Source organism: Mesorhizobium sp. WSM4814 (genome assembly GCF_055811595.1).
In genome coordinates this window covers 130,986-154,974 of sequence record NZ_JBVVQT010000004.1, presented here as the reverse complement: position 1 = coordinate 154,974, position 23,989 = coordinate 130,986, and the positions used below count along the sequence as shown (strand labels likewise).

The window sequence follows — 23,989 nt, the reverse complement described above, 5'->3', positions numbered from 1 at the left end:
AAGAGATTCAAGCGAACGCTCTAAGCCTTTGTCTGCATGTCGCTATTGCGACTTGACGGAAAGAAGCTCCTCGACGGGAACCGAGCCGACCTCGATCTCGACCACCCAGATGTCGGGATCGAATTTCTTCTCCCTTTCCAGTCGCCCGTCAAAGACGGCGGCATCGTCGCCGGCGCCGAGCAGACTGAAGTAACGGTCGTCGGGTTTGGCTGAATCGTAGCTCGTCTGCGGCGCCGGGCCAAACAAGGCAATCTCGCCCATGCGGCCACGCGCCAGCACGAAGACGGCGCCGGCCTCGGTTGCGCCGCGCTTGACCACGGCGGCAAAGCCGCCGGCGCCGAAAACCCGGCGCAGCAGGGCCGACACCCACAGATCGGTGGTTACGCGCATGGCAGGATTCCGGACGACATCGGACGGTACTTAGAGCGCTTTGCGTTTGGGTGAAACCAAAACCGCGCGCCTGCGCCCATCAGTTGGTCAGGCCGATCTCGCGCATTTTGACGTAGACGACCTCGTCGGGCTCGCCGGTCTCGGGCAGCCCGAACAGCGACTGGAACTCCCTGATCGCTGCCTTGGTGCGGGCCCCGACCACGCCATCGAGCTTCATGTCGTCATTGCCGAATGCCTTCAACCCGGCCTGGATCTTGATAATGCGGGCGTCGGGTGCCTGCGCCGGCGCATCTGCCGGCGAAGCCGAGACGGGAATCGCGGCCATGTCGTCCGGACGCGGTGCCGGATGCGGCACGACCGTCGAGGCGGTTGGCATGGCGCCCAGTTGATCGAGCAGAATGCTGTCGATCTCGCCGGAAGCGTTGAGCCCGACCTTCTGCTGATAGGCTTGGATGGCCTTACGCGTGTTGGGGCCGGAAATACCGTCGACGGTGCCGGAATAGAAATCGAGATCCTTCAATATGCCCTGGACCTGCTCGACGATCGGATCGCTCTTGATCGGGGCCGGCTCCGGCCGCACGATGTTGATGGTGGTTTCAGGCTCGTCGGCGCCGGCTCGAGGAAAGCCCTCCATGCTCCTGGTCGCAAAAAACGCGCCGGCATGAGGAAAAGGCTGATACCACAAAGCGTTCGCCGAGACGTAGAACAGCGTCACCAGGAAGGCGGTCGAACCGCCAACCAGAACCGGATTGCGTGAAATCTGGCTGCCGAGGGCGACCGCGCTGCGTTGGAAGGCATTGCCGCGGCGCTTGACCGCCCTAGGCTGTTTTGCGGAGCGAGCCATGCCTGTCCCCTTTCGTCTCCGCCTTGGCTGCAGGCATCGGCAGTACGCCGGGCTTGTCGTTCGAACGTCCTTTCGGTCCGTTCACCGGCAAGCTGATCGTGACCGTGGTGCCCTCCCCCGGCATGCTTTCGATCGACATCGTGCCCTCGTGCAGCGCCACCAGACCCTTCACCAGCGACAGGCCGAGCCCGGTGCCCTCGAAGCGGCGCGTATAGTCGTTCTGGATCTGCATGAACGGCTTGCCGAGATTGGCAAAGTCTTCCTCGGCGATGCCGATGCCGGTGTCCCTGACCCAGAAATGCAGTCGCGAGCCGATCCGCTTCGCGCCGACGACGACATCGCCGCCATCGGGCGTGAACTTGATGGCGTTGGAGACGAGGTTGATGAGTATCTGCTGCACGGCACGACGGTCGGCGTTTATCTCGCCTGCATCCGGTGCGATCTGGGTCTGTAGATCGATGTTCTTTGCCTCGGCCTGCAAGCGCATCATCGACTGACACATTTCGACCGCTTCCACGAAACGGAATGGTTCCGGCTCGGTTGCGTAGGCGCCGGCTTCGATCCTCGATACGTCGAGTATCGAGGTGACGACGGCAAGCAGATGCTGGCCGGACTCCTTGACCAGGCCGACATATTCCTTCTGGCGCGGATCCTTGAAGGTGCCGAACATCTCATGCAGCAGCATGTCGGAAAAACCGATGATGGCGTTCAACGGCGTGCGCAGCTCGTGGCTGACGACCGCCAGAAACCGTCCCTTTGCCACTTCGGCAGACGCGGCCGCCTCCTTCGCAGCGGCTAGCTCTTCGCGCAAGCCGGCGAGTTCGTCGTTTTCGCGCAGGACGAACGTGAGGACGTCCTGCTGCTCTTCCCCGCGCGCCAATTCAAGCGAAAACGGCCGGTAATTGTCCGCCGTCGGGCCATTGCCGTTTTGCGGCAGCCGGACGCGAAGATCCAGCCGGCGCGCCGGCGCGCCATCGCGCATGTCGGCCAGCGCGCTGAGGTATGCGACGCGATCGGAAAGATGGATGCGGTCGAACAGGCCGGTACCGAACAGCAGCTCCGGCTGCAGCTTCAGGATCGTGCGCGCCTTTGCCGACGCATCCAGAACCTCGCCATGCCTGCCGGCCCGCAGGACAACGGCGTCGATGATGTTCTCGAGCCGGTCGTCGGTCGCCGGATCAAGCTGCGCGCCGGCCGGGCTGCCAAGCGCTGCGACGCGGGGAAAGAGGGTGAGCGCCCAGGCCAGCGGCAGCAGCCAATGCCAGGCGGCGATTTCGGTCGGGCCGAACGGAAAGACAGAACCGGCAAAAGCCTGCAGCAGGACAGCGACACATGCGGATACGGCACCCCAGAATGCAGCGCGACGAGACGCGCCGATCCACCAGGCTTCGAACGGCAGCGCCACGACAAGCATGGCGACCGGCGAGGCCATCCCGCCCGCCGCGGCAATGATACCGGCAAGTGCAAGACTGCCCATCACCAGGGCGACCTGGCCGGCGAACGCCATCTTGCCCGATGCTGCCACCAGCAAGGCAGCAAACCAGCAGAGGCCGAACGTCGCAAAGATCGCAGCCATGGTCACGGCCACGCCCATGCCCGAGGTGACCAGCGTGACTGCTGCGCCTGCGGCAAAGAACGGAGCGGTCAGCATGACACCGATAAACCGCCTCTGGCACCGGCGGTCGTTCTGTCCGAGGATCGACGGATGAACCATACGTTCGCAACCGGCTGCCATCGCGCCGGGCAACTCAACGTATCTGGCCCTTATCGAACTCAACTCAACGCACTCGCACCTGGTCGTGAACAGCCCTGCTTCGCAGATGCTTTTGTCGATCTGAAACTCGCATCCAGCGTTTAAGGAAAGGATAAGGCAGGACCGATCAATGCCCGGTCCGAGGCAGATATTGGGAGGCCGGCACGGGGCAAGCCTTGGCAATTGCGGCCATAGTAAATGGAGAGTTATCCGGGCGAACCGCTCTCCCGCCTTTGACAGTCGCCCACAGTAAGCCGAACTTCTGGGAAATACATAAGGAAAACAGCTGGATAGATGGTTAACCTTAAGTGAAAAAATCGGCTGAATTTGAGACAAATCCATTGCAAAATGCTTCGTTTCGAATTTGCCTAAAATTTGAGGAAAATTTTCGCTGACCGGGCAAGCCGTCCTTTGCGCGTCCATGCCACTATCGTATCCATAAAGAGGTCATGCCGCTTGAACGCATGATCCGGTCACGAATGAGGGCATACAGATGGGCTTTCTGATCAGAACGGCTTTCTGGTTTTCGCTGGTGCTTCTGGCGCTGCCGCTGAATGTCGGCTCCGACGAGACCGGCCACCAAAGCGTCGGGCCGATCCAGGCGTTGTTTGCGGCACGCGAAGCCGTCGGCGACATTGCCGGCATATGCGAGCGCAAGCCTGACGTCTGCGAGACCGGCAAGTCCGCAATGCACACGATCACCGCCCGAGCCAGGGAGACAGCCAAGATCGCGGCCGCCATGTTGGACGACAAGGCCGCCGAACCCGACACGGCGACAACGACCGGCAGCGTGCCCGAAGACATCGTCTTGCCGGCGAAAGTCGATTTGCCGGCGAAAAACTGAGATATTTTTCAGCGCATCTGTCACCGTCCGCGCTCTGACGCCTATGGTGTTTTCCTCTTTTTCCGTGACGCGGCGTCGCCGGATGATTATATCCGGCCTATGACTACGACGATCCAGACGATCCGCGACGACTTCTCCCTGCTTGACGAGTGGGAAGACCGCTATCGCTATGTGATCGAACTGGGCGAGGCCCTGCCGCCGTTTCCCGACGAGGAACGCAACCCTGCCAACAAGGTGCCCGGCTGCGTCAGCCAGGTCTGGCTGACCACCGAGTATGGTCCGGGGCCCGACCCAGTCGTCACCTTCACCGGTGATTCGGACGCCCATATCGTGCGCGGCCTCGTCGCTATCATGCTGGCGCTGTTTTCCAGACGACCCGCCAGCGAGATCCAGAAAACCGACGCGGAAGCCACGCTGAAGGCACTTGGCCTCGACGAGCACCTGTCGCCGCAACGCGCCAATGGTCTTCGTTCAATGGTCAAGCGCATCAAGCGCGACGCTGAGGCGGCCTTGAAGCAGACCGCCTGATCAGACGAACAGCGCGCGATGGCCCGACATGATCGGAGCCGCACATGTCGCGACGCATATCGATTGCTCGAGCATCGCCCCAAGATCAAAACGGCGCCCGGAGGCGCCGTTGATCATCTAACCCAGGTTGGGAAGGGAGCCGTATCAGCGCCCCTTGCGCTTGCGGCCGAGACCCATCTTCTTGGCGAGCTGTGAGCGGGCGGCAGCATAGTTGGGAGCAACCATCGGGTAGCTGGCGTCCAGGCCCCATTTTTCACGATACTCGTCGGGCGTCAGACCGTAGTGGGTCATCAAGTGACGCTTCAGCGACTTGAACTTCTTGCCGTCTTCAAGACAGACGATGTAGTCGTCATGGACGGAGCGTTTCGGGTTTACTGCCGGCTTCTGCTTGTCGGCAGGAGGCTGTTCACTGGCCCCGCCCACGCGCCCGAGGGCGGCATGGACATCGGCGATGAGGCTAGGCAGCTCGCCGACCGGCACCGGATTGTTGCTGACATAGGCGGCCACGACGTCGGCCGTCAATTCGATCAGCGCATCACTATTTCTGGAAGGTGTTTCGATAATATCCATGGCTTCCTGGCCCCAACGTGAGTTGTTTCTACCTGCGCCCTATTTTTGATAGGTCGGGCATCGCGCGAAATTTTTGCAGGAAAGAGCCTCTGCGATTCGCGTCGCAGCATCCTAATGAGCCACTAAACCAAGTAAGTCAATTCGCTTCTTGCGCTGTATTCATCGATGGCAATAAAATATTCGACGATCAGCTTCAACCTTTCGTGCACTCTGTAACTTTGCGATATTTTCTGGGCAGACCAGCAGCGGCGGATGCCCAGTCAAGCTGCCGTTACATCCATGAGAGCCAGTAAAAAAATCTCAATGCTTGGCTATGCTTGGTTGTGGTGCAGGCTATCTGGTTGTTTTTAGAGTCCGCAAAACCATAGGTTGCGATTTGCTGTTGCAAGCAAGCGAGAAATCAGCCTGCGGACCGGCACCGTCCATCAATGTGGGGTTATGTATTTTCCGTAGACCCAGCCGGTGACGAAATTGCCGTTGTGTGCCGGATCGTGCCAGACTTCGCACCAGCGATAGCGGATCTTCTGTTCCTGCTTCCAAACCGGCTGCTTGGCGATGTCGAGCAGGTTTATGCCGCCGGTGCATCTCCCGGTCATCTGCAAAACGGCGCCGTTGGGATAGGCCGCCTGCTTCTGGGACGATCCCGCCGGATACTTGCGCACGTTGAGCGTGTCGCCAAACGGAAGGTTGGTCACTTGCCAAGCTGCGAACACGGTTGCATGAGATTGGCCGATAAAGGCCAAGACTGTCGAAGCGACGGCGAAAGCCGCAGCAGCGTGAAAACGGAACTTCATTTTTCCCTCTCCTCCGGCTCATCTTCTGGAGCCCGGCGCAAACATATACTCCGGCTCTTGAACCTGCGCTGATCGGCGTGTTCATTCTCCATACAAGTAACTTCCACAGCGAGACGCAATGACCCGAACCCCAGCATTTCCAACTGCCAGCCCGCCGCAACCAGAGAAGCGGCCGGTCTTCGATGTGCACCATGGAGTGACGCGGACGGACGACTATGCCTGGCTGAGAGCCGACAACTGGCAAGAGATGTTCAGGGATCCGTCGCTGCTCGACGCGCAGATCCGCGCCCATCTCGAAGCCGAGAACGCCTATCAGGCAGCGCTCATGGCCGAGACCGCCCAGGTGCGGAAGCAGCTTTTCAAGGAGATGAAGGGCCGCATCAAGGAGGACGATTCGTCCGTGCCGATGAAGGATGGGCCGTACGCCTATGGGTCATCTTTCAAGCTTGGCGGCGAGCAGCCGCGTTATTTCCGCACGCCGCGCGAGGGCGGCGACCAAGAGATCCTGCTCGACGGCGATCTCGAGGCCGAAGGCAAGGCCTATTTCCGCCTCGGCGGCGTCGACCATTCGACCGATCACGCCAAGCTTCTGTGGGCCTTCGACGACAAGGGTTCCGAATTCTACACGCTTCGCGTCCGCGATCTCGCCGACGGCAACGATCTGGCCGACAGGATTCCAGATACCGGTGGCGGCGGCGTGTGGGATGCGGGAAATGATGGATTTTTCTACACCCGCCTCGATGCCAACCACCGTCCTTCCAAGGTGCTGTTCCATGCCCTTGGCGACAGTCCTGAGAACGACCGGCTGATCTACGAAGAAACCGATCCGGGCTTCTTCATGAATGTCGGCGGCACACGCTCCAACGAATGGATCATGGTTGGCATCAACGACCACGAGACCTCGGAATATCGCATCATGAGCGCCAGCGAGCCGTTCGCCGAACCGAAGCTGGTTGCGCCGCGCGAAACCGGCCTGCAATACGACCTCGAAGAAGGCGGCGATGTCTTCTTCATTCTCACCAATGCCGACGGCGCCAAGGATTTCAAGATCATGACTGCGCCGGCAAGCGACCCGGTGCGCGCCAACTGGCAGGAGCTGGTGCCGCACGAAGCGGGCCGGCTGATCCTTTCGGTAATCGGTTTCAAGGACCACATGGTCAGGCTTGAACGCAAGGAAGGCCTGCCGCGCATCGTCGTGCATGACCGCAACAGCGGCGAGGAACACCTCATCTCCTTCGACGAGGAAGCCTTCTCGCTCGGCCTGTCGGGATCCTATGAATACGATACCGAGATCATGCGCTTTTCCTACTCGTCCATGACAACGCCGGCGCAGGTCTTCGACTACAACATGCGGACCCGCGAGCGCGTGCTGCTGAAGACCCAGGAAGTTCCGTCCGGCCACGACCCGGACGACTACGTGACGCGGCGGCTGATGGCGCCCGCAGCCGACGGCGAACTGGTGCCGGTCTCGCTCATCCACCATCGCGACACGCCGCTCGACGGATCAGCGCCTTGCCTGCTTTACGGCTACGGCTCCTACGGCATCACGGTCCCGGCCGCCTTTAACACCAATTTGTTATCGCTGGTCGACCGCGGCTTCGTCTACGCGATTGCCCATGTCCGCGGCGGCAAGGACAAGGGCTATGGCTGGTACGACGACGGCAAGCGGGCGCACAAGATGAACACGTTCACCGATTTCATCGCGGTCGCCCACCACCTCGTCGCAGAGCGCTACACCGCCCATGATCGCATTGTCGCACAGGGTGGCTCGGCCGGCGGCCTGCTGATGGGCGCCGTCGCGAATATGGCGCCGGAATGCTTCGGCGGTATTGTCGCCGAGGTTCCGTTCGTCGACGTGCTCACCACCATGCTCGACGCGACCTTGCCGCTGACGCCGCCGGAATGGCCCGAATGGGGCAACCCGATCGCCTCGGAGGAGGACTACCGAACGATTGCCGCCTACTCGCCCTATGACAATGTCGCCGCGCTCGACTATCCGCCGATCCTGGCGCTTGCCGGCCTCACCGACCCGCGTGTCACCTATTGGGAGCCGGCCAAGTGGGTGGCGCGGCTGCGCGACCGCAAGACCGGCGACAATCCGGTGCTGTTCAAGATCAATATGGACTCCGGTCATGCCGGCGCATCCGGCCGGTTTTCCAGGCTCGAGGAAATCGCCTTCACCTATGCGTTTGCGCTGAAGGTGGCGGGCAAGGCCGACCTTGCCACCACAGCGCCGCCGACTCTGTTGGACGCACAGACGGCGCTGTAGGAGCTTGATCTTGCGCACCACGGGTCAGGCCATGTCGATTTTCCGCTCGCAATTGCCATAGCTGCGCGCTAGCCAAATGCGCGGCTTCTCGCAGCCGCGCCACCCAAAAATCATTCAGTCACGGCAAGGGTCCGCAATGTTGCTCGTCGACGTCTATCTCGACAAATCGCCCATCCAGGGCATCGGTGTCTTTGCCAAGAACCACATTCCCCGCGGCACACTGGTCTGGAAGCTCCATCCCAATTACGACCGGCGCATCCCTGTCGAGGTCTATGAGCGCGAAACCGGGCCGGTCAGAGCCTATCTCGATCGCTATTCCTATCCCGATCGGCGCGACCCGAACTTCGTCGTCTTCGAAGCCGACGACGCCCGCTTCATGAACCATGCCGATGACCCGAATTGCGACGTCGCCTCGCCCGACGAGACTTATGCACTGCGCGACATCGCGCCCGGCGAGGAAATGACCTGCAACTACAATCATTTCTTTGAAACCGGCTTCGATTTCCTCGGCGACCGCCACCTGTAAATCGGGAGCGTGGAATGCAGCGCGGGCAGGATTGACAACAACGGACCTTCAGCGCACCTTCCAAACAGGTGGATACAACCTGCTGCTTGCGCCCTCCCGGGTAAGGTGAATGTATCGAGCCACTTCAGGCTCCCTTTGCCCGAACGAACGGGTCAGTAACGCAAGCTCTGACGTCTTCCGTTCTTCGAAGCAAAGAATGATTCCATGCGCGATTTCCGCGATGCAAAAGCCATGGCGCAAACGCTGTCCGAAGCGCTGAGCGCCAAATCCGTTTCGCTGTCCCACAGCGAAAGCCTCGAGCTCATTGCTAGGGTCCTCGGCTTGCGCGACTGGAACGTATTGGCTGCAAGGATTCAGGCGAGCCAACCAGTCGGAGCTGGGCCCAGAAACCTGGCGCCCGAGGCCAGCCCGCCCCCGTCCTCCGGCGCGGATCTGCCGATTTTTCCAATGCGGGATTTCGTGCTCTTTCCGCAAATGACTGTTCCGGTCTTCGTGGGCCGCGACAAAACGCGGCGCGCTGTGGAGCACGCGATGGCAGGCGACCGCCGCGTTCTTGTGGTCGCACAGAGGCACGCGACCGACGAGGATCCCGGCAACCTTGCTTCTCTCTATCCGGTGGGTGTCACGGCTAGCGTGATAAACTGCCAGACGCAGGTGGATGGGGTACTTAAGGTCTCGGTCTCCGGCCTCCAGCGAGCCGCGATCCTTCACCTGGTCAACGCCGACTTTCTGGCGGCGGAGGTCGCGCCGGTCGAAGAGCAGCGTCGCCAATCGGCGGAGGCGGTAGCACGTTCGAGCGCGGTTCTCGATACATATCAGAGCTATGCCAACATCGATTTTTCCTCGCTTCCACGAAGGCCCAAGGCGCGACTCGGCCTGCCCTCCATCGGCGATCCCGGTGTCCTAGCCGATACGCTCGCGCCGCTGCTGTCGATCAGTATCGAACAGAAGCAGCAGCTTCTGGAAACCAGCGATGTCGTCGCCCGGCTTGAAAAGATCCTCGACCTGATGAAGGCTGGCCGGCCTGAGAATGGGCCAGAACCAGCCGGCTGACGGATGCTAACTAATTCGCCGGCTTGCGTGGGGGATAGCCGTTGGGGTGCGGCGGGACGGCCTTCAGATAGGCCGCGATCGCCGCCCGGTCCTCGGGCGTCAGCTCGGCCATGTTTCTCTGCACGTCGACCATGGCGCCACTGACGGAATCGAAATCCGGGGTGAAGCCGGTTTCCAGAAAGTAGGCTATGTCGGCCTCCGACCAGTCACCGAGCCCGCCTTCGCCCGAAGTGATGTTCGGCACGATGCCGCTGCCTTCGGCAGCCGCGGCCCCCGCCAGCCACTCGCTCTTCCTGGTGCCGCCAGCAAAATCGCGCGGCGTGTGGCATTCGCCGCAATGGCCGGGCCCTTCGACCAGGTAACGGCCGGCCATCACCGGATCCGGCGTGCCATCGGGGAAGGAGACCACCGGCTGGTCTCTCAAATAGAGACGTTTCCACAGCCCGATGCCGCGACGGATGTTGAACGGGAACCCCAGTGAATTGGGCGGCGCCTTGCCCGCCACCGCCGGAAGCGTTTTCAGGAAGGCATGGAGATCGGCTATGTCGGCCGGCTTCATGCGTGCGTAGGATGCATAGGGAAACGCCGGATAGAAGTGCTCGCCGCTCGGCGACACGCCCTTCAGCATGGCGTTGGCGAGGTCTTCGACCGACCAGCCGCCGATACCGTCCGAGGTATCCTGCGAGATGTTCGGTGGCACGAAGATGCCGAACGGCGTCTTGAGTTCGAGACCGCCGGCCAGTTGAAGGCGGGCGTCGCCTTGCGAGCCTGGCTTCGCATGACAGGACGTGCAGCCGCCGGCATAAAAAATGCGCTTGCCCCTGGCGGCATCGCCGGGGCCGAGCTGCGCCAGGGCCTCGCTGTCGAGCCTGACCGGCGCCGACAGGAACCAGCCGGCAACCGCGCCGGCGACGCCCAGAACGAGGGCGGCGCCGACGAGTTTTTTCAGCAGGCGCATCGCCCGCTATCAGCCCTTCTTAATCCTGTATGTCTTGTGGCAGGTGCCGCAATCGCCGCCTATGGTGTTGAACCCCGCCTTGAAGGCATCGACGTCGGCAGGAGCGGCGGCCGCCGCAGCCTTGACGTCGGCGAGATATTTTTCTTCCACCGCCTTGAAGCCGGCCATATCGTCCCAGATTTTTGGGGCAGCTGTGGTGTCGCCGGTGTCGCTGCCAGCCGGGAAAAGAGTGTCGACGTTTGCATGGAACTTCTCGGCGTTTGCCTCCAGCGCCTTCAACGCCGCCAGCACGGCCGCTGCGTCATAAGGGGTCTCGCCCTTGACGACTTTCGACAATTGGCCGGCGATCTTTCCACGTTCCTTCATAATGGCCTGCCGCTCCTGGATCGGATCGGCAAACGCCGCCGAACCGGCGAAGGCGAGCATCGAGATGGCGAGGATAAGCTTTCTCATTCAACTGGCTCCATGGTGAAGATGTTTCGGGTGAAGGTCCGACTGATCCATAACGGCAAAACTGGCTTGAAAATTCCGGAAATTCGCCTCACGCTTGTGTAAATTTTTCGCGACGGTCGTTGGAAAAGGGCGGCCGATCATTTGGCACATAGAGAAAAGCCCCGGTTTTGCCGGGGCTCTTCTGCAACTCAGTCAGGCCTACGCCTTTTCGTAGAGCTCGAGGACATGGTCCCAGTTGATGAGATTGTCGACGAAGGCTTCGAGATATTTCGGCCGGGCGTTGCGATAGTCGATGTAATAGGAGTGCTCCCAGACATCGACACCCAGGATCGGGGTCGCGCCATGGACCAGCGGGTTCTCGCCGTTCGGGGTCTTCGAGATCGCCAGCTTGCCGTCCTTGACCGAAACCCAGGCCCAGCCCGAACCGAACTGGGTGGTGCCGGCGGCGATGAAATCGGCCTTGAACTTGTCGTAACCGCCAAGATCGCTGTCAAACGCCTTTTGCAGCGCGCCCGGCAATTTGTTGCCGCCGCCGCCCTTCTTCATCCACTGCCAGAAGTGGATGTGATTGTAGTGCTGGCCGGCATTGTTGAAGAGCCCGGGGTTCTTGCCGAAGGATTGTTTCACAACCTCTTCGACCGACAAATCGCCGAGCCCGGCTTCGGCAGCCAGCTTGTTGCCGTTGTCGACATAAGCCTTGTGGTGCTTGTCGTGGTGATACTCCAGCGTCTCCTTCGACATGTAAGGCTGCAATGCCTCGTAGTCATAGGGCAAGGCGGGCAATTCAAAAGCCATCGGTCGTACTCCTCGTGGAAAAAATCCGGTGTCGATACCGGACTAACATAGGTCTGGATTGGTGTGGAGCAACTCCGGAACGAAGCGCCGGTTCGCTTTTTAGCCAGTCAGCCGGCCGAAGTCGAATGCGCCCACTCCCAATAGAGTTCGCGCGCCTTTTTCGCTACGGGCCCGGGCTGGAGACTGCGATCCTCGATGCGGGTGACCGGCACGACTTTCGAGTGGTTTCCGGTCGAGAATATCTCGTCGGCTTCGAGGAATTCGCGCACCGACAGCGCCTTTTCGATGGTCTTGAAGCCATACTCGTCAAGCAGCGTCATCGTCCGCGAGCGGGTGATGCCGGACAGGAACGTGCCATTCGGCGCCGGCGTCAGGACATGGCCATCCTTGACCAGGAAAATGTTCGAGGTTCCGGTCTCGGCGACATTGCCCAGCATGTCGAGCACCAGCGCGTTGTCGAAGCCGCGCATCTTGGCTTCGAGGATGGCACGACCGTTGTTGGGATAAAGGCAGCCGGCCTTGGCGTTGGTCGGCATGGTCTCGATGGTCGGGCGCCGGAACGGCGAGACGGTGACCGAAAAGCCCGACGGCGGGATCATCGGCGATTCGTAGAGGCAAAGGCAGAACCGGGTCGAGGCCGGATCGGCCGGCACGCCCATATAGCCACCATGCTCGGCCCAGTACATCGGCCTTATGTAGACCGCCGTCTTGCCGTCGAACTTCTTCAGCCCGTCCCAGGTCAGCCCGACGATCTTTTCGGCGCTCATGGATGGTTTGAGACCAAGCGCGATCGCCGAGGCGTTCACCCTCGCGGCGTGGCGGTCGAGGTCGGGGGCGACGCCCTCGAACCAGCGGGCGCCATCGAACACGCTGGTGCCGAGCCACATGGCATGGCTGCGCGGCCCCAGAATGGCGACGTTGCCTTCATACCAGTCGCCATCCACGAAGGTCCATGTCGCGGATTGCGCCGCAGCCGCCAGTGTCATCGCTTGATTCCGCGTTTCAGAGCTGTCCTGTCTCGCCATTGGAAGATGCTTTGGCGTCTGCCGTCAACTGATTTGGCTGAGATTTGTTAAGGCCAGCGGCATGCGAAATTGCAATCCGTGCTTGCGCCCGGCCTTGCCTCGCCGCAAAACTGTTACCATGCAACATGCGGCTTACGTTTTCGACGCTTACGGAACGCTGTTCGACGTGCACGCAGCCGTCCGCCGTCATGCCGACCAGATCGGACCGGACGGCCAGCTCCTGTCGGAGATCTGGCGCGCCAAACAACTGGAATATTCCTGGGTGAGGACGCTGATGGGCGCCTACGCCGATTTCTGGCAACTCACCGAACAGGCGCTGGATTTCGCCTTGCGAAAGGTTCCCTCCGCGGACAAGGGACTGAGGGCCAAGCTGCTCGACGCCTATTGGCGGCTGGACTGCTATCCGGAGGTGCCGGCCGTGCTCAAGGCGCTCAAAGCATCTGGCGCCAAGCTGGCGATCCTATCCAACGGCTCGCCTGAAATGCTGGAAGCGGCGGTCAAATCGGCCGCGCTCGACCAGGTTCTGGACGACATCTATTCCGTCGAGGCCGTCAAGCGCTTCAAGGCCGATCCGTCGGTCTACGACATGGTCACGACAGGCTGGCGTCTCTATCCGGGTGCGGTGTCGTTTCAGTCATCCAACCGCTGGGACGTCGCCGGCGCCACCAAATTCGGGTTCCGGACAGTCTGGATCAACCGCTCCGACCAGCCCGAGGAATACCGGGACTTTCCGCCGGCCTTGATCCTGCCCTCGCTCGAAGGCCTGCTCGCCGCAGGATGACACATGAGCCCAAATCGGAATCGATTTTTGGAAAGGATCATAGGCAAAATAAAACTGCGACAGCGTCCTTTGCTGACGCGCGGCGCTGCGGGCCTGTTGCCTCGGCGCAACAGGGGCTGAACCGTCACAGCTTTGCCTTTGTTTGTTCACCCTCAGGCCAGAATCGGAACCGCCTATCGCGCCAGGCATTGGTAGGGCTGGCGCGCCGTACTGATTGGCGTATTCATGTTCTGTTTCGATATGAGACTTAAAAAAAGGCAACGATGTTCACAACCGAAATCGACTCCTATCGCCTGAGCCGTCGCGGCTTTCTCAACGCCGCTGCGCTCGGCGCCGCCTCGATTGCGGTTTCCGCCTGCACCACGACGGCAGGCCGGCCTGTCGAGCCGCCGCCGCCAGCCAATGTCGAGCCGCCGCTCATGGACTATGCAACAATGTACGGTCCGGTCAGCGACAATGGGTTCGAGCTGCCGGGCATACCCTACGAGAAAATCGACGAGCAATTTCTGCGTCAAATCGTTCCCGATCCGACCGGCCAAGCGCCCGGCACCATCGTCGTCGATACGGCCGGCCACCACCTCTATCTCGTGCGTCCGGGCGGACAAGCCATTCGTTATGGGGTCGGGCTGGGTCGCGCAGGTTTCGAATGGTCTGGCGATGCCGTCGTCCAGTGGAAGCAGAAGTGGCCGAAATGGACGCCGCCGGCCGAAATGATCGCCCGCCAGCCCGAGTACGCAAAATACAGCGCCGAGAATGGCGGCATGCCCGGCGGGCTCACCAATCCGCTCGGAGCGCGGGCGCTGTATCTTTTCGAGGGCAACGAGGACACGCTGTACCGCCTGCACGGCTCGCCGGAGTGGTTTTCCATAGGCAAATCAGTGTCATCTGGCTGCGTTCGCTTGATAAATCAGGACATTATCGATCTTTATGACCGTGTGCCCAACAAGACGCCGGTGATCGTTACCTCCGGTGTCGGTCAGGAACTGGTTGCCACGGCAGACCGCAAAGCCATTCCAATCGATGCGGGCGTCCCGGAAGGATCGATCCTGCTCGGCCCGGCAAGGGCGATCTCGGAACCGATCTTCTGAGCTGGTCGAAGGCGCTGGAGCGGCGGACTTTCGGCGCCGCGAATTTCCGGTCCGATGCTTTTCGACGAGCATCGGATTCTCGCAAAACCGGTGCCCGTTTTGGGTCCGATGCGGTGCTTTCAGCGCCGCCCCCTGGCCAGGCTGCCGAGGATGCCGCGCACGATCGCCCGTCCAACCGACGTGCCGACCGAGCGAACCACCGATTTGATCGCCGCCTCCGCCACCGTCTGGCGATTGGACGCTCGCGGCGCCGGTGCTCGCCTGCCGCCGGTGGGCTGGGGGGCGGGATCATCATTGCCGAAGCCTGGAATGGTCCAGCGCGAGCCGCCGCTCTCCTGCTGCTGTGCCTCCGCGTCCAACGCATCCTTGGCTTTTTTCTGCAGCATCTCGAAAGCCGATTCGCGATCGACGGTCTGATCGTACTGCCCCGCAACCGGGCTCTCGGTGATCAGCGTGCGGCGCTCGTCAGGCGTGATCGGGCCAAGTCGCGACGACGGCGGGCGAACCAGCGTCCGCTGGACCATGGACGGAACACCTTTGGCTTCCAGCGTCGAGATCAGCGCCTCGCCGGTGCCGAGCTGCGTGATCACGGTAGCACAGTCGAAGTCGGGATTGGGCCTGAACGTCTCGGCGGCGGTCCTCACGGCCTTCTGCTCCCGTGGCGTGTAGGCGCGCAGGGCGTGCTGCACCCGGTTGCCGAGCTGGGCCAGAACGGTTTCGGGGATATCCAGCGGATTCTGGGTGACGAAGTAGACGCCGACGCCCTTCGAACGGATCAGGCGGACCACCTGCTCGACGCGGTCGATCAGCACTTTCGGCGCGTCATCGAACAGAAGGTGCGCCTCGTCGAAGAAAAAGACCAGCTTTGGCTTGTCGGGATCGCCGACTTCGGGCAGTTCCTCGAACAGTTCCGACATCAGCCACAACAGGAATGTCGCATAGAGCCGGGGATTCATCATCAGCTTGTCGGCGGCCAGCACGCTGATCGCGCCGCGCCCGTCGCGGGTGGTGCGCATGATGTCGGCGATCCGCAATGCCGGCTCGCCGAAGAAATTCGTCGCGCCCTGCTGCTCCAGAACCAGCAGCGTGCGCTGGATTGCGCCAACCGAAGGTTTCGTCACATTGCCGTAGCGAGCGCCGATTTCTTCGGCGCGTTCGGCGATGTTGGCAAGAAGCGCTTGCAGGTCCTTCAGGTCCAGCAGCAACAAGCCTTCCTCGTCGGCGATGCGGAAGGCGATGTTCACGATGCCTTCCTGCGCCTCGGACAGGTTCATAAGCCGCGACAGCAGCAGCGGCCCCATTTCCGAGACGGTGGCGCGGATCGGATGGCCCTGCTCGCCGAAAAGATCCCAGAATATGACCGGAAATTCCTGGAAATCATAGGGATCGAGCTTGACCTGCTCGGCGCGCTTGACCAGAAAATCCTGTGCCGCGCCCATCATGGCGATACCGGACAGGTCGCCCTTGATGTCGGCGCAGAAGACCGGCACGCCGGCATTGGAGAAACCTTCCGCCAAAATCTGCAAGCTCACGGTCTTGCCGGTGCCGGTCGCGCCGGTGACCAGGCCATGACGATTGCCATACTGAAGCAGCAGGTTTTCGGCGCGCTGGTAGCTGTCATCAGGCTTTCGGCTGGCTCCGATGAAAATACTGGTGTCGTCAGCCATGTGTCGGGTCTCCGCAACCTGAAGTGTTGAATGCCCTGATCTATTGAAAGTAGCGGGGCTCGCCGCAGGTATAATGACGCCATTGCGCAGCGACAATGGCCATGGTCGAAATTGGGTTTTGGAGCTTGCGGATTTTGCGCATGTTTGGCAATCGGTTGACGGTTCACCCTCGCAGGGCGCGTGTTGCATTGTGATATGCGACGGGGAACCGTAGACTGACGTTCCAGGCCTATCGGCCGAGAAGACGAGGAGAGCGGATGGCCGGTGCCTTGAACCACGATGCCGAACTTCCGAACCCTGACCGGCAGCGGTGGCTGGCCCTTGCGGAAAAAGCCCTGGCCGGCGGATCCTTCGAGGAAACACTCGTATCCCATACGGACGATGGCATCCGCATCGAACCGCTTTATGATCGTTCGGTCACCGCAGAGCCTCTCCCACGGGCAAACCCCGGATCGCCGTGGATCGTCAGCCAGCGTATCGACGATCCGGATGTCGGCCGCGCCAAAGCCCAGGCCCTGGAGGACGTCGCACAGGGCGCCACCGGATTGTCGCTTGTCTTCGAAGGCGCGCCGAATGCGTTCGGCTACGGCCTGCCGAGGACTGCCGAGGCACTGGAGACCGTGCTGGACGGCGTGCCGCTCAACCGCATCCAGGTCCGCATCGACGCGCATCCCTGGAGCCGCGCCGTGGCCGACTGGCTGGTTGCGTTCTTGAGCAAGCGCCGGTCAGACCCGGCAAAGCTCAACCTGTCCTTCGGCATCGACCCGGCGGCGATCTTTGCCGGAACCGGCCGGTTGCGGATGTCGATCGAGGCCTTGCAGGCGTCGATGCCGCAGTCCCTGGCGCACTTTTTCTCGATGGGCGTGCCCGGGGTCCTGCTGGAGGCAGACGGACGCGTCTTCCACAATGCCGGCGCCACCGAAGCGCAGGAGCTGGGCACCATGATGGCTTCGGCGGTCTCCTATCTCCGGATGTTTGAGGAGGCGCGCCAGCCGCTTGTCTATGCGGCGCCCCATATCGGCTTTGCGCTGAGCGTCGACCAGGACCAGTTCGTATCGATGGCCAAGGTCAGGGCCCTGCGCAGGCTGTGGGCGCGGGTCCAGGAGGCATGCTCGATCTCCGCCGCCACCGCCAACATCCATGCCGAGACATCGTTCCGCATGATGACTTCGGCGGACCCGGAGACGAACATCCTGCGCACCACGATCGCCGCTTTTGCCGCGGCAGCCGGCGGGGCGGACTCGGTCTCCATCCTGCCGCATACGATCGCGCATGGCCTGCCGGCGGGCTTTGCCCGCCGTGTTGCCCGCAATACGCAACTGATCATGGCCAACGAAAGCCATATCGATCATGTCGCCGACCCTGCTTGCGGTTCGGGCGCCGTTGAAGCGCTGACTGGCGAACTCGGTGAAGCTGCGTGGGAAGAATTCCAGCGGATCGAGGCGGAAGGCGGCGTGCTGTCCAGCCTGCAGCAAGGACACATCCAGAAACGGGTTCTGGCGGCCGCCGCCCGCCGCAAAGCTGCCTATCAGGCGGGCGAGCGGGCCATCATCGGCACGACGCTTCACCCGTCGAAGACCGAACGTCCGGTCGAAACCCTGGCGGCGGAGCGGCGGCCCGCGGTCACCGAGGGCGTCGCGGTGTGCGAGCCGCTGTTTCCGATCCGTATCGATCAATCGATCGGAGCAGCATCATGATCCCCGATTTCAGCCAGATCGGCTGGTCGGCGCCGCGCCGGGCGCCGATCGAGGTCAAGGGCCAGCGGATGACCCCGGAAGGACTGGCCATCAAGCATCTATACAACCAGGGCGACCTCAAGGGGTTGCCGCATCTCGACACCTATCCGGGCCTGCCGCCATTTGTGCGCGGCCCCTACCCGACCATGTATGTCCAGCAGCCGTGGACGATCAGGCAATATGCCGGCTTCTCGACGGCGGAAGAGTCGAACGCCTTTTACCGGCGCAACCTCGCGGCCGGCCAAAAGGGACTGTCGGTCGCTTTCGACCTTGCCACGCATCGCGGCTACGACAGCGATCATCCGCGCGTTGCCGGTGATGTCGGCATGGCAGGCGTCGCCATCGATTCCATCCTCGACATGCGCCAGCTCTTCGACGGCATCCCGCTTGACGAGATGACGGTGTCGATGACCATGAACGGCGCGGTGCTGCCGATCATGGCGCTCTACATCGTCGCCGCGGAAGAACAGGGCGTTGCGCAAAAGGACCTCGCCGGGACCATTCAGAACGACATTCTGAAAGAGTTCATGGTGCGCAACACCTACATCTATCCGCCAAAACCTTCGATGCGGATCGTGTCGGACATCTTCTCCTATACGTCGCAGCACATGCCGAAGTTCAATTCGATTTCGATCTCCGGCTATCACATGCAGGAGGCAGGGGCGACCGCCGACCTCGAGCTCGCCTACACCATCGCCGATGGAATCGAATATGCCCGCGCCGGTGTCGCGGCGGGTCTCGATATCGACCGTTTTGCGCCGCGCCTGTCCTTCTTCTGGGCGATCGGCATGAACTTCTTCATGGAGGTCGCCAAGCTGAGGGCAGCCCGCCTTTTGTGGTCGACCCTGATGCTGAAGAACTTCTCGCCGAAGGACGAGCGCTCGCTGTCGCTGCGCACCCATTGCCAGACTTCGGGCTGGTCGCTAACGGCGCAGGACTCTTACAACAACATCATTCGCACCATGATCGAGGCGATGGCGGCGACGCAGGGTCATACACAATCGCTGCACACCAACGCCTTCGACGAGGCGATGGCGCTGCCGACCGACCATTCGGCCCGCATCGCCCGCAACACGCAGCTCATCCTGCAAAAGGAATCCGGCTCCACCCGCATCATCGACCCGTGGGGCGGCTCTGCCTATCTCGAACGGCTGACGCATGACCTGGCGGCGCGCGCGCTTGCCCATATCGAAGAGGTCGAGAGCCTGGGCGGCATGGCCGCCGCAACCGAAAAAAACATACCGAAGCTGCGCATCGAAGAGGCCGCCGCGCGCACGCAGGCGCGGATCGATTCCGGCGAGCAGATCCTGGTCGGCGTCAACGCCCATCGTCCCGAGACGGATATCAAAGTCGACGTGCTGAAGATCGACAACGCCGAAGTCAGGGCCCGGCAATTGTCGAAACTGCAGCGGCTGAAAGGCACGCGCGACGTCGGCGCCGTCGAGAGCGCACTGAGTGCGCTGAGCCGGGCTGCGGAGAGCGGCGAAAATCTGCTGGAGTTCGCCATTCGCGCCGCACGCGCCAACGCCACGGTCGGCGAGATTTCACTGGCGCTGGAAAAGGTTTTTGGCCGCCATGTCGCCTCCGTCCAGACGATCTCCGGCGTCTATCGCAAGGCGCTCGGCGACAATCCGGCGGTCGATCGGCTGCAGGATAAGATCGTCGCGTTCGAGGAGAAGTCCGGCGGCAAGCCACGCATTCTCGTCGCCAAGATGGGACAGGATGGCCACGATCGCGGCCAGAAAGTGATCGCCACCGCCTTTGCCGACCTAGGCTTCGACGTCACCGTCGGGCCGATGTTCCAGACGCCGGACGAGATCGCCAGGCTTGGCGTCGAGCACGACGTGCATATCATTGGCGCCTCGTCGCTGGCCGCGGGTCATTTGACGCTCATTCCCGAACTCAGGGACGCGCTGAAGAAGCTTGGCCGCGACGATATGCTGATCGTCGCCGGCGGCGTCATCCCGCCGCAAGATCATGAGGCGGTACGGCAGGCGGGTGCTGTGGAAATCTTCCCGCCAGGCACCGTCATCCCGGAAGCGGCGGAGCGGCTGATGGATAGGCTGCTGCAGGCCGGCTGAACTTGTTATAATCCATGTTGCAACGACCGACAATTTGAGTTATAATTGGCGTTGCAACAAGGGTTGAATCCATGAACACGACCATTCGCAAAATCGGCAATTCCGAAGGCGTGATCCTGCCCAAGGAAATTCTCGATCACCTGAATCTGAAGGCCGGCGATCAGCTTGAGATCGTCGAAACGAGCAAGGGCATCGCCCTTCGGCCAGTGGACGACAGCTTCGAGCGGCAGATGGAAGCCGCTCGCCAAGTCATGGACAAATACAAAGTCGCGCTTCAGAAGCTCGCCGAATGAGCTGGGAGTTCCTGAGCCGGCGTGCGGTCGAAGCCATGCACGCCGAGCAGTTGCGTCGGCACGGCGGCGCGCACGGTTTGAGAGATGAGAATGCCCTCGAACCGGCGCTCGCCCGAGCCGAGAACAAGGCCAACTATGGTGATCCATCGATCGAGGATCTGGCCGCGGCCTATATCTTCGGCATCGCCAGAAATCACGCCTTTGTCGACGGCAACAAGCGCACGGCCATCGTCGCCGCCGGCGCGTTCCTGATTGTCAACGGCTATGTGCTGATGGCCGACAACGGCACGATCTATGAGTTCGTCATGGGCGTTGCCGCCGGCGAAATCGACGAGGCGGGTGCTGCGGCGTTCTTCCGCGACCATGTCGTCAAGGTCGAGGGCTAATGTGCGTCGCGTTCGGGATGGATTCCCGCGACGCGCTTTAAGTTCTCGTTTTTATGCAGTCGCTATCGCAAAACCGCTGCGCACCCTCGGGTCAGGCCCGCATGCTTTTGGGGCGACATGCATTAGCTGTCGGAGAGCTTCACAATCTCCCACTCCCTGCCGTTCACCACGGCAATTTCGCCGACCTTCTTGCCGAACAAGGCCAAGGCCATCGGTGAAACATGGGAAATCGTCCCCTTGGCCGGATCGGCCTCATCCTCGCCGACAATCCTCCAGTGCACCTTCCTGCCGTCATCGCCTTCCAGCGTGACGCCCATGCCGAAGCGAACCAGGTCGCTGCCCGGTTCCGGCACGGAAAGCTCGGCGCTTTCACGCCGCGCGGTCCAGTAGCGCAGGTCGCGCGAGATGAGCGCGATGCGCTCGCGGTCGGCCCTCTTTTCCGCTCTGCCCAGATCGTCGCGCAGGGCAGCCAGTTCGGCGTCGATCAGCGCCAGGCCGCGTTGCGTCACCAGATTGCGAAGGTGGCTGATCGGCCGCTCGCCGATGCCAGCGATGGCATTTTCGCTATCTTCTTCGCGCGTGAAGGCTCTGCTCATCAGTCGAGCTTATGCCTCGCGTGGCGACTCCACAAGCTATTGCCGGAAAACCGGATCTGCCGATCCGGCGTGACACGATTCCTGCGGCGCGACGGCAGGACGCTGGGAATTTGTGTGGCTTTGCGCAACTGACCGTCGGACGCAATCATGCGAGCTGAATGCCCGTTCTCAGTCCAGCGCAGCAGTAGGGCGGAGTGAGCCGACCTTGGCGCCGATCCGGCTTTCTATGGGCGGATGTGCCTCTTCGGTCAGTATCGCCGCCAGCGCCTTGTCGGCGTGCAAAAACCTGGCCAGCACGGCCGCGACCGCGACTTCAGCGGCGCGGCCGGCGCCATCGTCGCATTTCAGCGCAATGCCAAGGCCAAGCTCGGGAAGTGCCGCGCAATAGACGCCTTCGGCCCCTCCCTTCACAAAAATCCGGCCTGACGCGGCCTGCATCAGCGCAACATCAGCCCTGCCCGTGCCGGCGACCAGAAATGGCTCGGCCATGCAGGCGGAAAGCAGCCGCTTTGCGGCCTTGGCGCGCACGGGTTCAAAGCCGGCACCGGTCGCCATGCGGGCAAAGCCGAGGGCGAAGCTGCGCAGCGGCACGGCATAGGTCGGGATCGAGCAGCCGTCGGTGCCGCAATGATCGACATCATGGGCGGCACCGGTCACCGCTTGCATCGCATCGCGCACCATCTCCTGCGAGGCATGGCCGGATTTGACGTAGCCGCGATGGGCGACGCCGGCGTGGACGCAGGTGCAGAGGAAGCCCGCATGCTTGCCGGAACAATTGTTGTGCAGCGCGTTTGGCAAATTGCCGTTGCTGGCCAGCGCAACGGTCGCGTGATGGCTGGACGGCCAATGCGCGCCGCATTCCAGTGCCGCCACGTCCAGCCCGGCCTTGGCCAGCATCGCCCGCGCCAGTTCGACATGCGCCGGCTCGCCGGAATGCGAAGCGCAGGCCAGCGCCAGTTCGCGGTCGCCGAAACCGTACGCATCGGCGGCGCCGCTTTCGACCAGCGGCAGCGCCTGGATCGCCTTGACCGCCGAGCGCGGGAACACCGGGCGAGCCGTATCGCCGATTTCCCAGACCGGCTTGCCATCGGCATCGAAGACCGCAATGGCGCCACGATGCGCGCTCTCGACCACGGTGCCGCGCAAAACTTCGACCAGAACCGGATTTGTCATGAATTCCCCGCTAACGCACGACCTCGAAAATCGGATTCGATTTTCGAAAAGGATCCTGCGTAAAATCAAAGTGTTACAGCGTCCTTTGCGCGCCCGGAAGGGCGCGCGGCGCTGTAATGCGAGCGGTTTTTATCTGATCCGATCGAGAATGGAAACATAGTTGGCGACCGCGGCACCGCCCATATTGAAGATGCCGCCGAGCTTTGCTCCCGGCACCTGGATGCCGCCGGCCTCGCCGACGAGCTGCATGGCGCTCAGCACATGCATCGACACGCCGGTGGCGCCGATCGGATGGCCCTTGGCCTTCAGCCCGCCTGACGGATTGACCGGCAGCCGGCCGTCCTTCGCCGTCTCGCCGTCCAGCGCCAGTTTTGCGCCCTCGCCCGGTTTGGCCAGGCCCATCGCCTCATATTCGATCAGCTCGGCGATGGTGAAGCAGTCATGCGTCTCGACGAAGGACAGGTCGTCGAGCGTCACGCCAGCCTTGTTCAGCGCCTGATTCCAGGCCTGCTCGCAACCCTCGAATGCCAGGATGTCACGCTTCGACATCGGCAGAAAATCCTGCACGTGCTCATTGGCGCGGAAAGCGACGGCGCGGCGCATCTTCAATGCCGTCGCCGTGTCGGCAAGCACCAGCGCGGCGGCGCCGTCCGACACCAGCGAGCAGTCGGTACGCTTCAGGGGACCGGCGACGAAGGGGTTCTTCTCGCTCTCGTGCCGGCAGAACTCATAGCCGAAATCCTTGCGCATCTGCGCGTAGGGATTGTCGACGCCGTTCCTGTGGTTCTTGGCGGCAATCATCGCCAGCGCGTCCGACTGGTCGCCATAGCGTTGGAAATAGGCTTGCGCGATCTGGCCGAAAACGCCGGCGAAGCCTGCCGGCGTGTCGCCCTCCTCGGGCAGATACGAGGCCTTGAGAAGATTCTTGCCGATTTCTGGACCTGATGTCGTCGTCATCTGCTCGGCGCCGACCACCAGCACGATACGCGCCGCATTGGCGTCGATGGCGCGGATGCCTTGCCTGACCGCCGCCGAGCCGGTGGCGCAGGCGTTCTCGACGCGCGTCGCCGGCTTGAAGCGCAGCCGGTCGTCGGCCTGCAGGACCAGGCTTGCGGTGAAATCCTGTGCGGAAAAGCCGGCATTGAAGTGGCCGAGCACGATCTCGTCGACCTCGTCCGGACCGATGCCGGCATGATCGAGCGCCCCGCTAGCCACCTTGGTGATCAGGCCCTCCAGCGTCTCGCCTTCGAGCTTGCCGAAGCGCGAATGCGCCCAGCCGACGATGCATGCTGTCATGGTTATCTCCATCCCTGCGGGCCGGGCTACGCGATGTCGCGGCGCGCTATCAACATTGTTCAAGAATGAACCGTCCCAGCGACTTCGTAA

The 23,989-nt window shown here is 62.0% G+C and carries 24 protein-coding genes; 11 read left to right on the top strand and 13 right to left on the bottom strand.

The window, feature by feature from the left end; all coding sequences use genetic code 11:
* Positions 1-42: 42 nt before the first annotated feature.
* From AC0L2V_RS09180 to AC0L2V_RS09170, 3 genes are all read right to left on the bottom strand, one after another.
* Positions 43-390, bottom strand: a complete 348-nt coding sequence (locus AC0L2V_RS09180; protein WP_473519955.1) for a DUF1491 family protein — start codon at positions 388-390, stop codon at positions 43-45.
* Between the two features lie 79 nt (positions 391-469).
* Positions 470-1,234, bottom strand: coding sequence for a peptidoglycan-binding domain-containing protein (locus AC0L2V_RS09175; protein ID WP_473509882.1), 765 nt, complete (start codon positions 1,232-1,234; stop codon positions 470-472).
* On the bottom strand, positions 1,209-2,948 hold the full coding sequence (locus tag AC0L2V_RS09170; protein WP_473509880.1) for a PAS domain-containing sensor histidine kinase: 1,740 nt from the start codon (positions 2,946-2,948) through the stop codon (positions 1,209-1,211). Before AC0L2V_RS09170 ends, AC0L2V_RS09175 begins: the two co-directional genes overlap by 26 nt.
* 532 nt (positions 2,949-3,480) lie before the next feature.
* On the opposite strand from AC0L2V_RS09170, the gene AC0L2V_RS09165 reads away from it, so the two are divergent.
* Positions 3,481-3,831, top strand: a complete 351-nt coding sequence (locus tag AC0L2V_RS09165) for a DUF5330 domain-containing protein (protein WP_473509879.1) — start codon at positions 3,481-3,483, stop codon at positions 3,829-3,831.
* A gap of 99 nt (positions 3,832-3,930) precedes the next feature.
* Entirely contained in the window at positions 3,931-4,359 is a 429-nt protein-coding gene (locus AC0L2V_RS09160) for a SufE family protein (protein WP_473509878.1), read from the top strand.
* 144 nt (positions 4,360-4,503) lie between these two features.
* Here the strand turns inward: AC0L2V_RS09160 and AC0L2V_RS09155 are convergent, their stop codons facing one another.
* Both AC0L2V_RS09155 and AC0L2V_RS09150 read right to left on the bottom strand, forming a co-directional pair.
* Positions 4,504-4,929 (bottom strand): Ros/MucR family transcriptional regulator, encoded by a 426-nt coding sequence (locus AC0L2V_RS09155; protein ID WP_023800837.1) that lies wholly within the window; start codon positions 4,927-4,929, stop codon positions 4,504-4,506.
* Between the two features lie 425 nt (positions 4,930-5,354).
* Entirely contained in the window at positions 5,355-5,723 is a 369-nt protein-coding gene (locus tag AC0L2V_RS09150) for an SH3 domain-containing protein (RefSeq protein ID WP_473494121.1), read from the bottom strand.
* Between the two features lie 118 nt (positions 5,724-5,841).
* On the opposite strand from AC0L2V_RS09150, the gene AC0L2V_RS09145 reads away from it, so the two are divergent.
* The 3 genes from AC0L2V_RS09145 (at position 5,842) to AC0L2V_RS09135 (ending at position 9,571) form a co-directional block, all read left to right on the top strand.
* Entirely contained in the window at positions 5,842-7,992 is a 2,151-nt protein-coding gene (locus AC0L2V_RS09145) for a S9 family peptidase (protein WP_473519954.1), read from the top strand.
* Positions 7,993-8,128: 136 nt separating this feature from the next.
* Positions 8,129-8,518 (top strand): SET domain-containing protein, encoded by a 390-nt coding sequence (locus tag AC0L2V_RS09140; RefSeq protein WP_091590843.1) that lies wholly within the window; start codon positions 8,129-8,131, stop codon positions 8,516-8,518.
* A gap of 204 nt (positions 8,519-8,722) precedes the next feature.
* Positions 8,723-9,571: an LON peptidase substrate-binding domain-containing protein gene (locus tag AC0L2V_RS09135; RefSeq protein WP_473509871.1), complete on the top strand. Its 849-nt coding sequence runs from the start codon at positions 8,723-8,725 to the stop codon at positions 9,569-9,571.
* A 10-nt stretch (positions 9,572-9,581) separates the two neighbouring features.
* Here AC0L2V_RS09135 and AC0L2V_RS09130 read toward each other — a convergent pair whose 3' ends face one another.
* The 4 genes from AC0L2V_RS09130 to AC0L2V_RS09115 form a co-directional block, all read right to left on the bottom strand.
* Positions 9,582-10,529: a cytochrome c gene (locus AC0L2V_RS09130; protein WP_473509870.1), complete on the bottom strand. Its 948-nt coding sequence runs from the start codon at positions 10,527-10,529 to the stop codon at positions 9,582-9,584.
* 9 nt (positions 10,530-10,538) lie between these two features.
* Positions 10,539-10,982 (bottom strand): c-type cytochrome, encoded by a 444-nt coding sequence (locus AC0L2V_RS09125; protein ID WP_091590353.1) that lies wholly within the window; start codon positions 10,980-10,982, stop codon positions 10,539-10,541.
* Positions 10,983-11,180: 198 nt separating this feature from the next.
* On the bottom strand, positions 11,181-11,777 hold the full coding sequence (locus AC0L2V_RS09120) for a superoxide dismutase (RefSeq protein WP_292545469.1): 597 nt from the start codon (positions 11,775-11,777) through the stop codon (positions 11,181-11,183).
* 107 nt (positions 11,778-11,884) lie between these two features.
* A complete protein-coding gene (locus AC0L2V_RS09115) occupies positions 11,885-12,763 on the bottom strand; it encodes a branched-chain amino acid aminotransferase (protein WP_091590841.1) in 879 nt (292 codons plus the stop codon).
* Between the two features lie 157 nt (positions 12,764-12,920).
* Between AC0L2V_RS09115 and AC0L2V_RS09110 the strand changes: the two genes are divergently transcribed.
* Together AC0L2V_RS09110 and AC0L2V_RS09105 are read left to right on the top strand one after the other, a co-directional pair.
* Positions 12,921-13,583 carry a haloacid dehalogenase type II gene (locus AC0L2V_RS09110; RefSeq protein ID WP_023800845.1) on the top strand — a complete coding sequence of 221 codons (663 nt, stop codon included), beginning with the start codon at positions 12,921-12,923 and terminating at the stop codon, positions 13,581-13,583.
* A 263-nt stretch (positions 13,584-13,846) separates the two neighbouring features.
* Positions 13,847-14,671 (top strand): L,D-transpeptidase, encoded by an 825-nt coding sequence (locus AC0L2V_RS09105; protein WP_473509866.1) that lies wholly within the window; start codon positions 13,847-13,849, stop codon positions 14,669-14,671.
* Positions 14,672-14,790: 119 nt separating this feature from the next.
* Here AC0L2V_RS09105 and AC0L2V_RS09100 read toward each other — a convergent pair whose 3' ends face one another.
* Positions 14,791-16,338 (bottom strand): helicase HerA-like C-terminal domain-containing protein, encoded by a 1,548-nt coding sequence (locus AC0L2V_RS09100; RefSeq protein ID WP_473519953.1) that lies wholly within the window; start codon positions 16,336-16,338, stop codon positions 14,791-14,793.
* A gap of 257 nt (positions 16,339-16,595) precedes the next feature.
* Here AC0L2V_RS09100 and AC0L2V_RS09095 point away from each other — a divergent pair, with 257 nt between their 5' ends.
* From AC0L2V_RS09095 to AC0L2V_RS09080, 4 genes are all read left to right on the top strand, one after another.
* Positions 16,596-18,035 carry a methylmalonyl-CoA mutase subunit beta gene (locus tag AC0L2V_RS09095; protein ID WP_473519952.1) on the top strand — a complete coding sequence of 480 codons (1,440 nt, stop codon included), beginning with the start codon at positions 16,596-16,598 and terminating at the stop codon, positions 18,033-18,035.
* Positions 18,032-20,155 (top strand): methylmalonyl-CoA mutase, encoded by a 2,124-nt coding sequence (gene scpA, locus AC0L2V_RS09090; RefSeq protein ID WP_473509860.1) that lies wholly within the window; start codon positions 18,032-18,034, stop codon positions 20,153-20,155. The genes AC0L2V_RS09095 and scpA overlap by 4 nt, the downstream gene beginning before the upstream one ends.
* Before the next feature lie 71 nt (positions 20,156-20,226).
* A complete protein-coding gene (locus AC0L2V_RS09085; protein WP_023800850.1) occupies positions 20,227-20,448 on the top strand; it encodes an AbrB/MazE/SpoVT family DNA-binding domain-containing protein in 222 nt (73 codons plus the stop codon).
* Positions 20,445-20,834 carry a type II toxin-antitoxin system death-on-curing family toxin gene (locus tag AC0L2V_RS09080; RefSeq protein ID WP_473519951.1) on the top strand — a complete coding sequence of 130 codons (390 nt, stop codon included), beginning with the start codon at positions 20,445-20,447 and terminating at the stop codon, positions 20,832-20,834. The genes AC0L2V_RS09085 and AC0L2V_RS09080 overlap by 4 nt, the downstream gene beginning before the upstream one ends.
* Positions 20,835-20,956: 122 nt before the next feature.
* Here the strand turns inward: AC0L2V_RS09080 and AC0L2V_RS09075 are convergent, their stop codons facing one another.
* The 3 genes from AC0L2V_RS09075 to AC0L2V_RS09065 form a co-directional block, all read right to left on the bottom strand.
* On the bottom strand, positions 20,957-21,430 hold the full coding sequence (locus AC0L2V_RS09075) for a GreA/GreB family elongation factor (protein WP_473509856.1): 474 nt from the start codon (positions 21,428-21,430) through the stop codon (positions 20,957-20,959).
* Positions 21,431-21,598: 168 nt separating this feature from the next.
* Positions 21,599-22,603, bottom strand: coding sequence for an asparaginase (locus AC0L2V_RS09070; protein WP_473519950.1), 1,005 nt, complete (start codon positions 22,601-22,603; stop codon positions 21,599-21,601).
* Positions 22,604-22,732: 129 nt separating this feature from the next.
* Positions 22,733-23,899, bottom strand: coding sequence for an acetyl-CoA acetyltransferase (locus AC0L2V_RS09065; protein ID WP_091590838.1), 1,167 nt, complete (start codon positions 23,897-23,899; stop codon positions 22,733-22,735).
* Between the last annotated feature and the right edge of the window lie 90 nt (positions 23,900-23,989).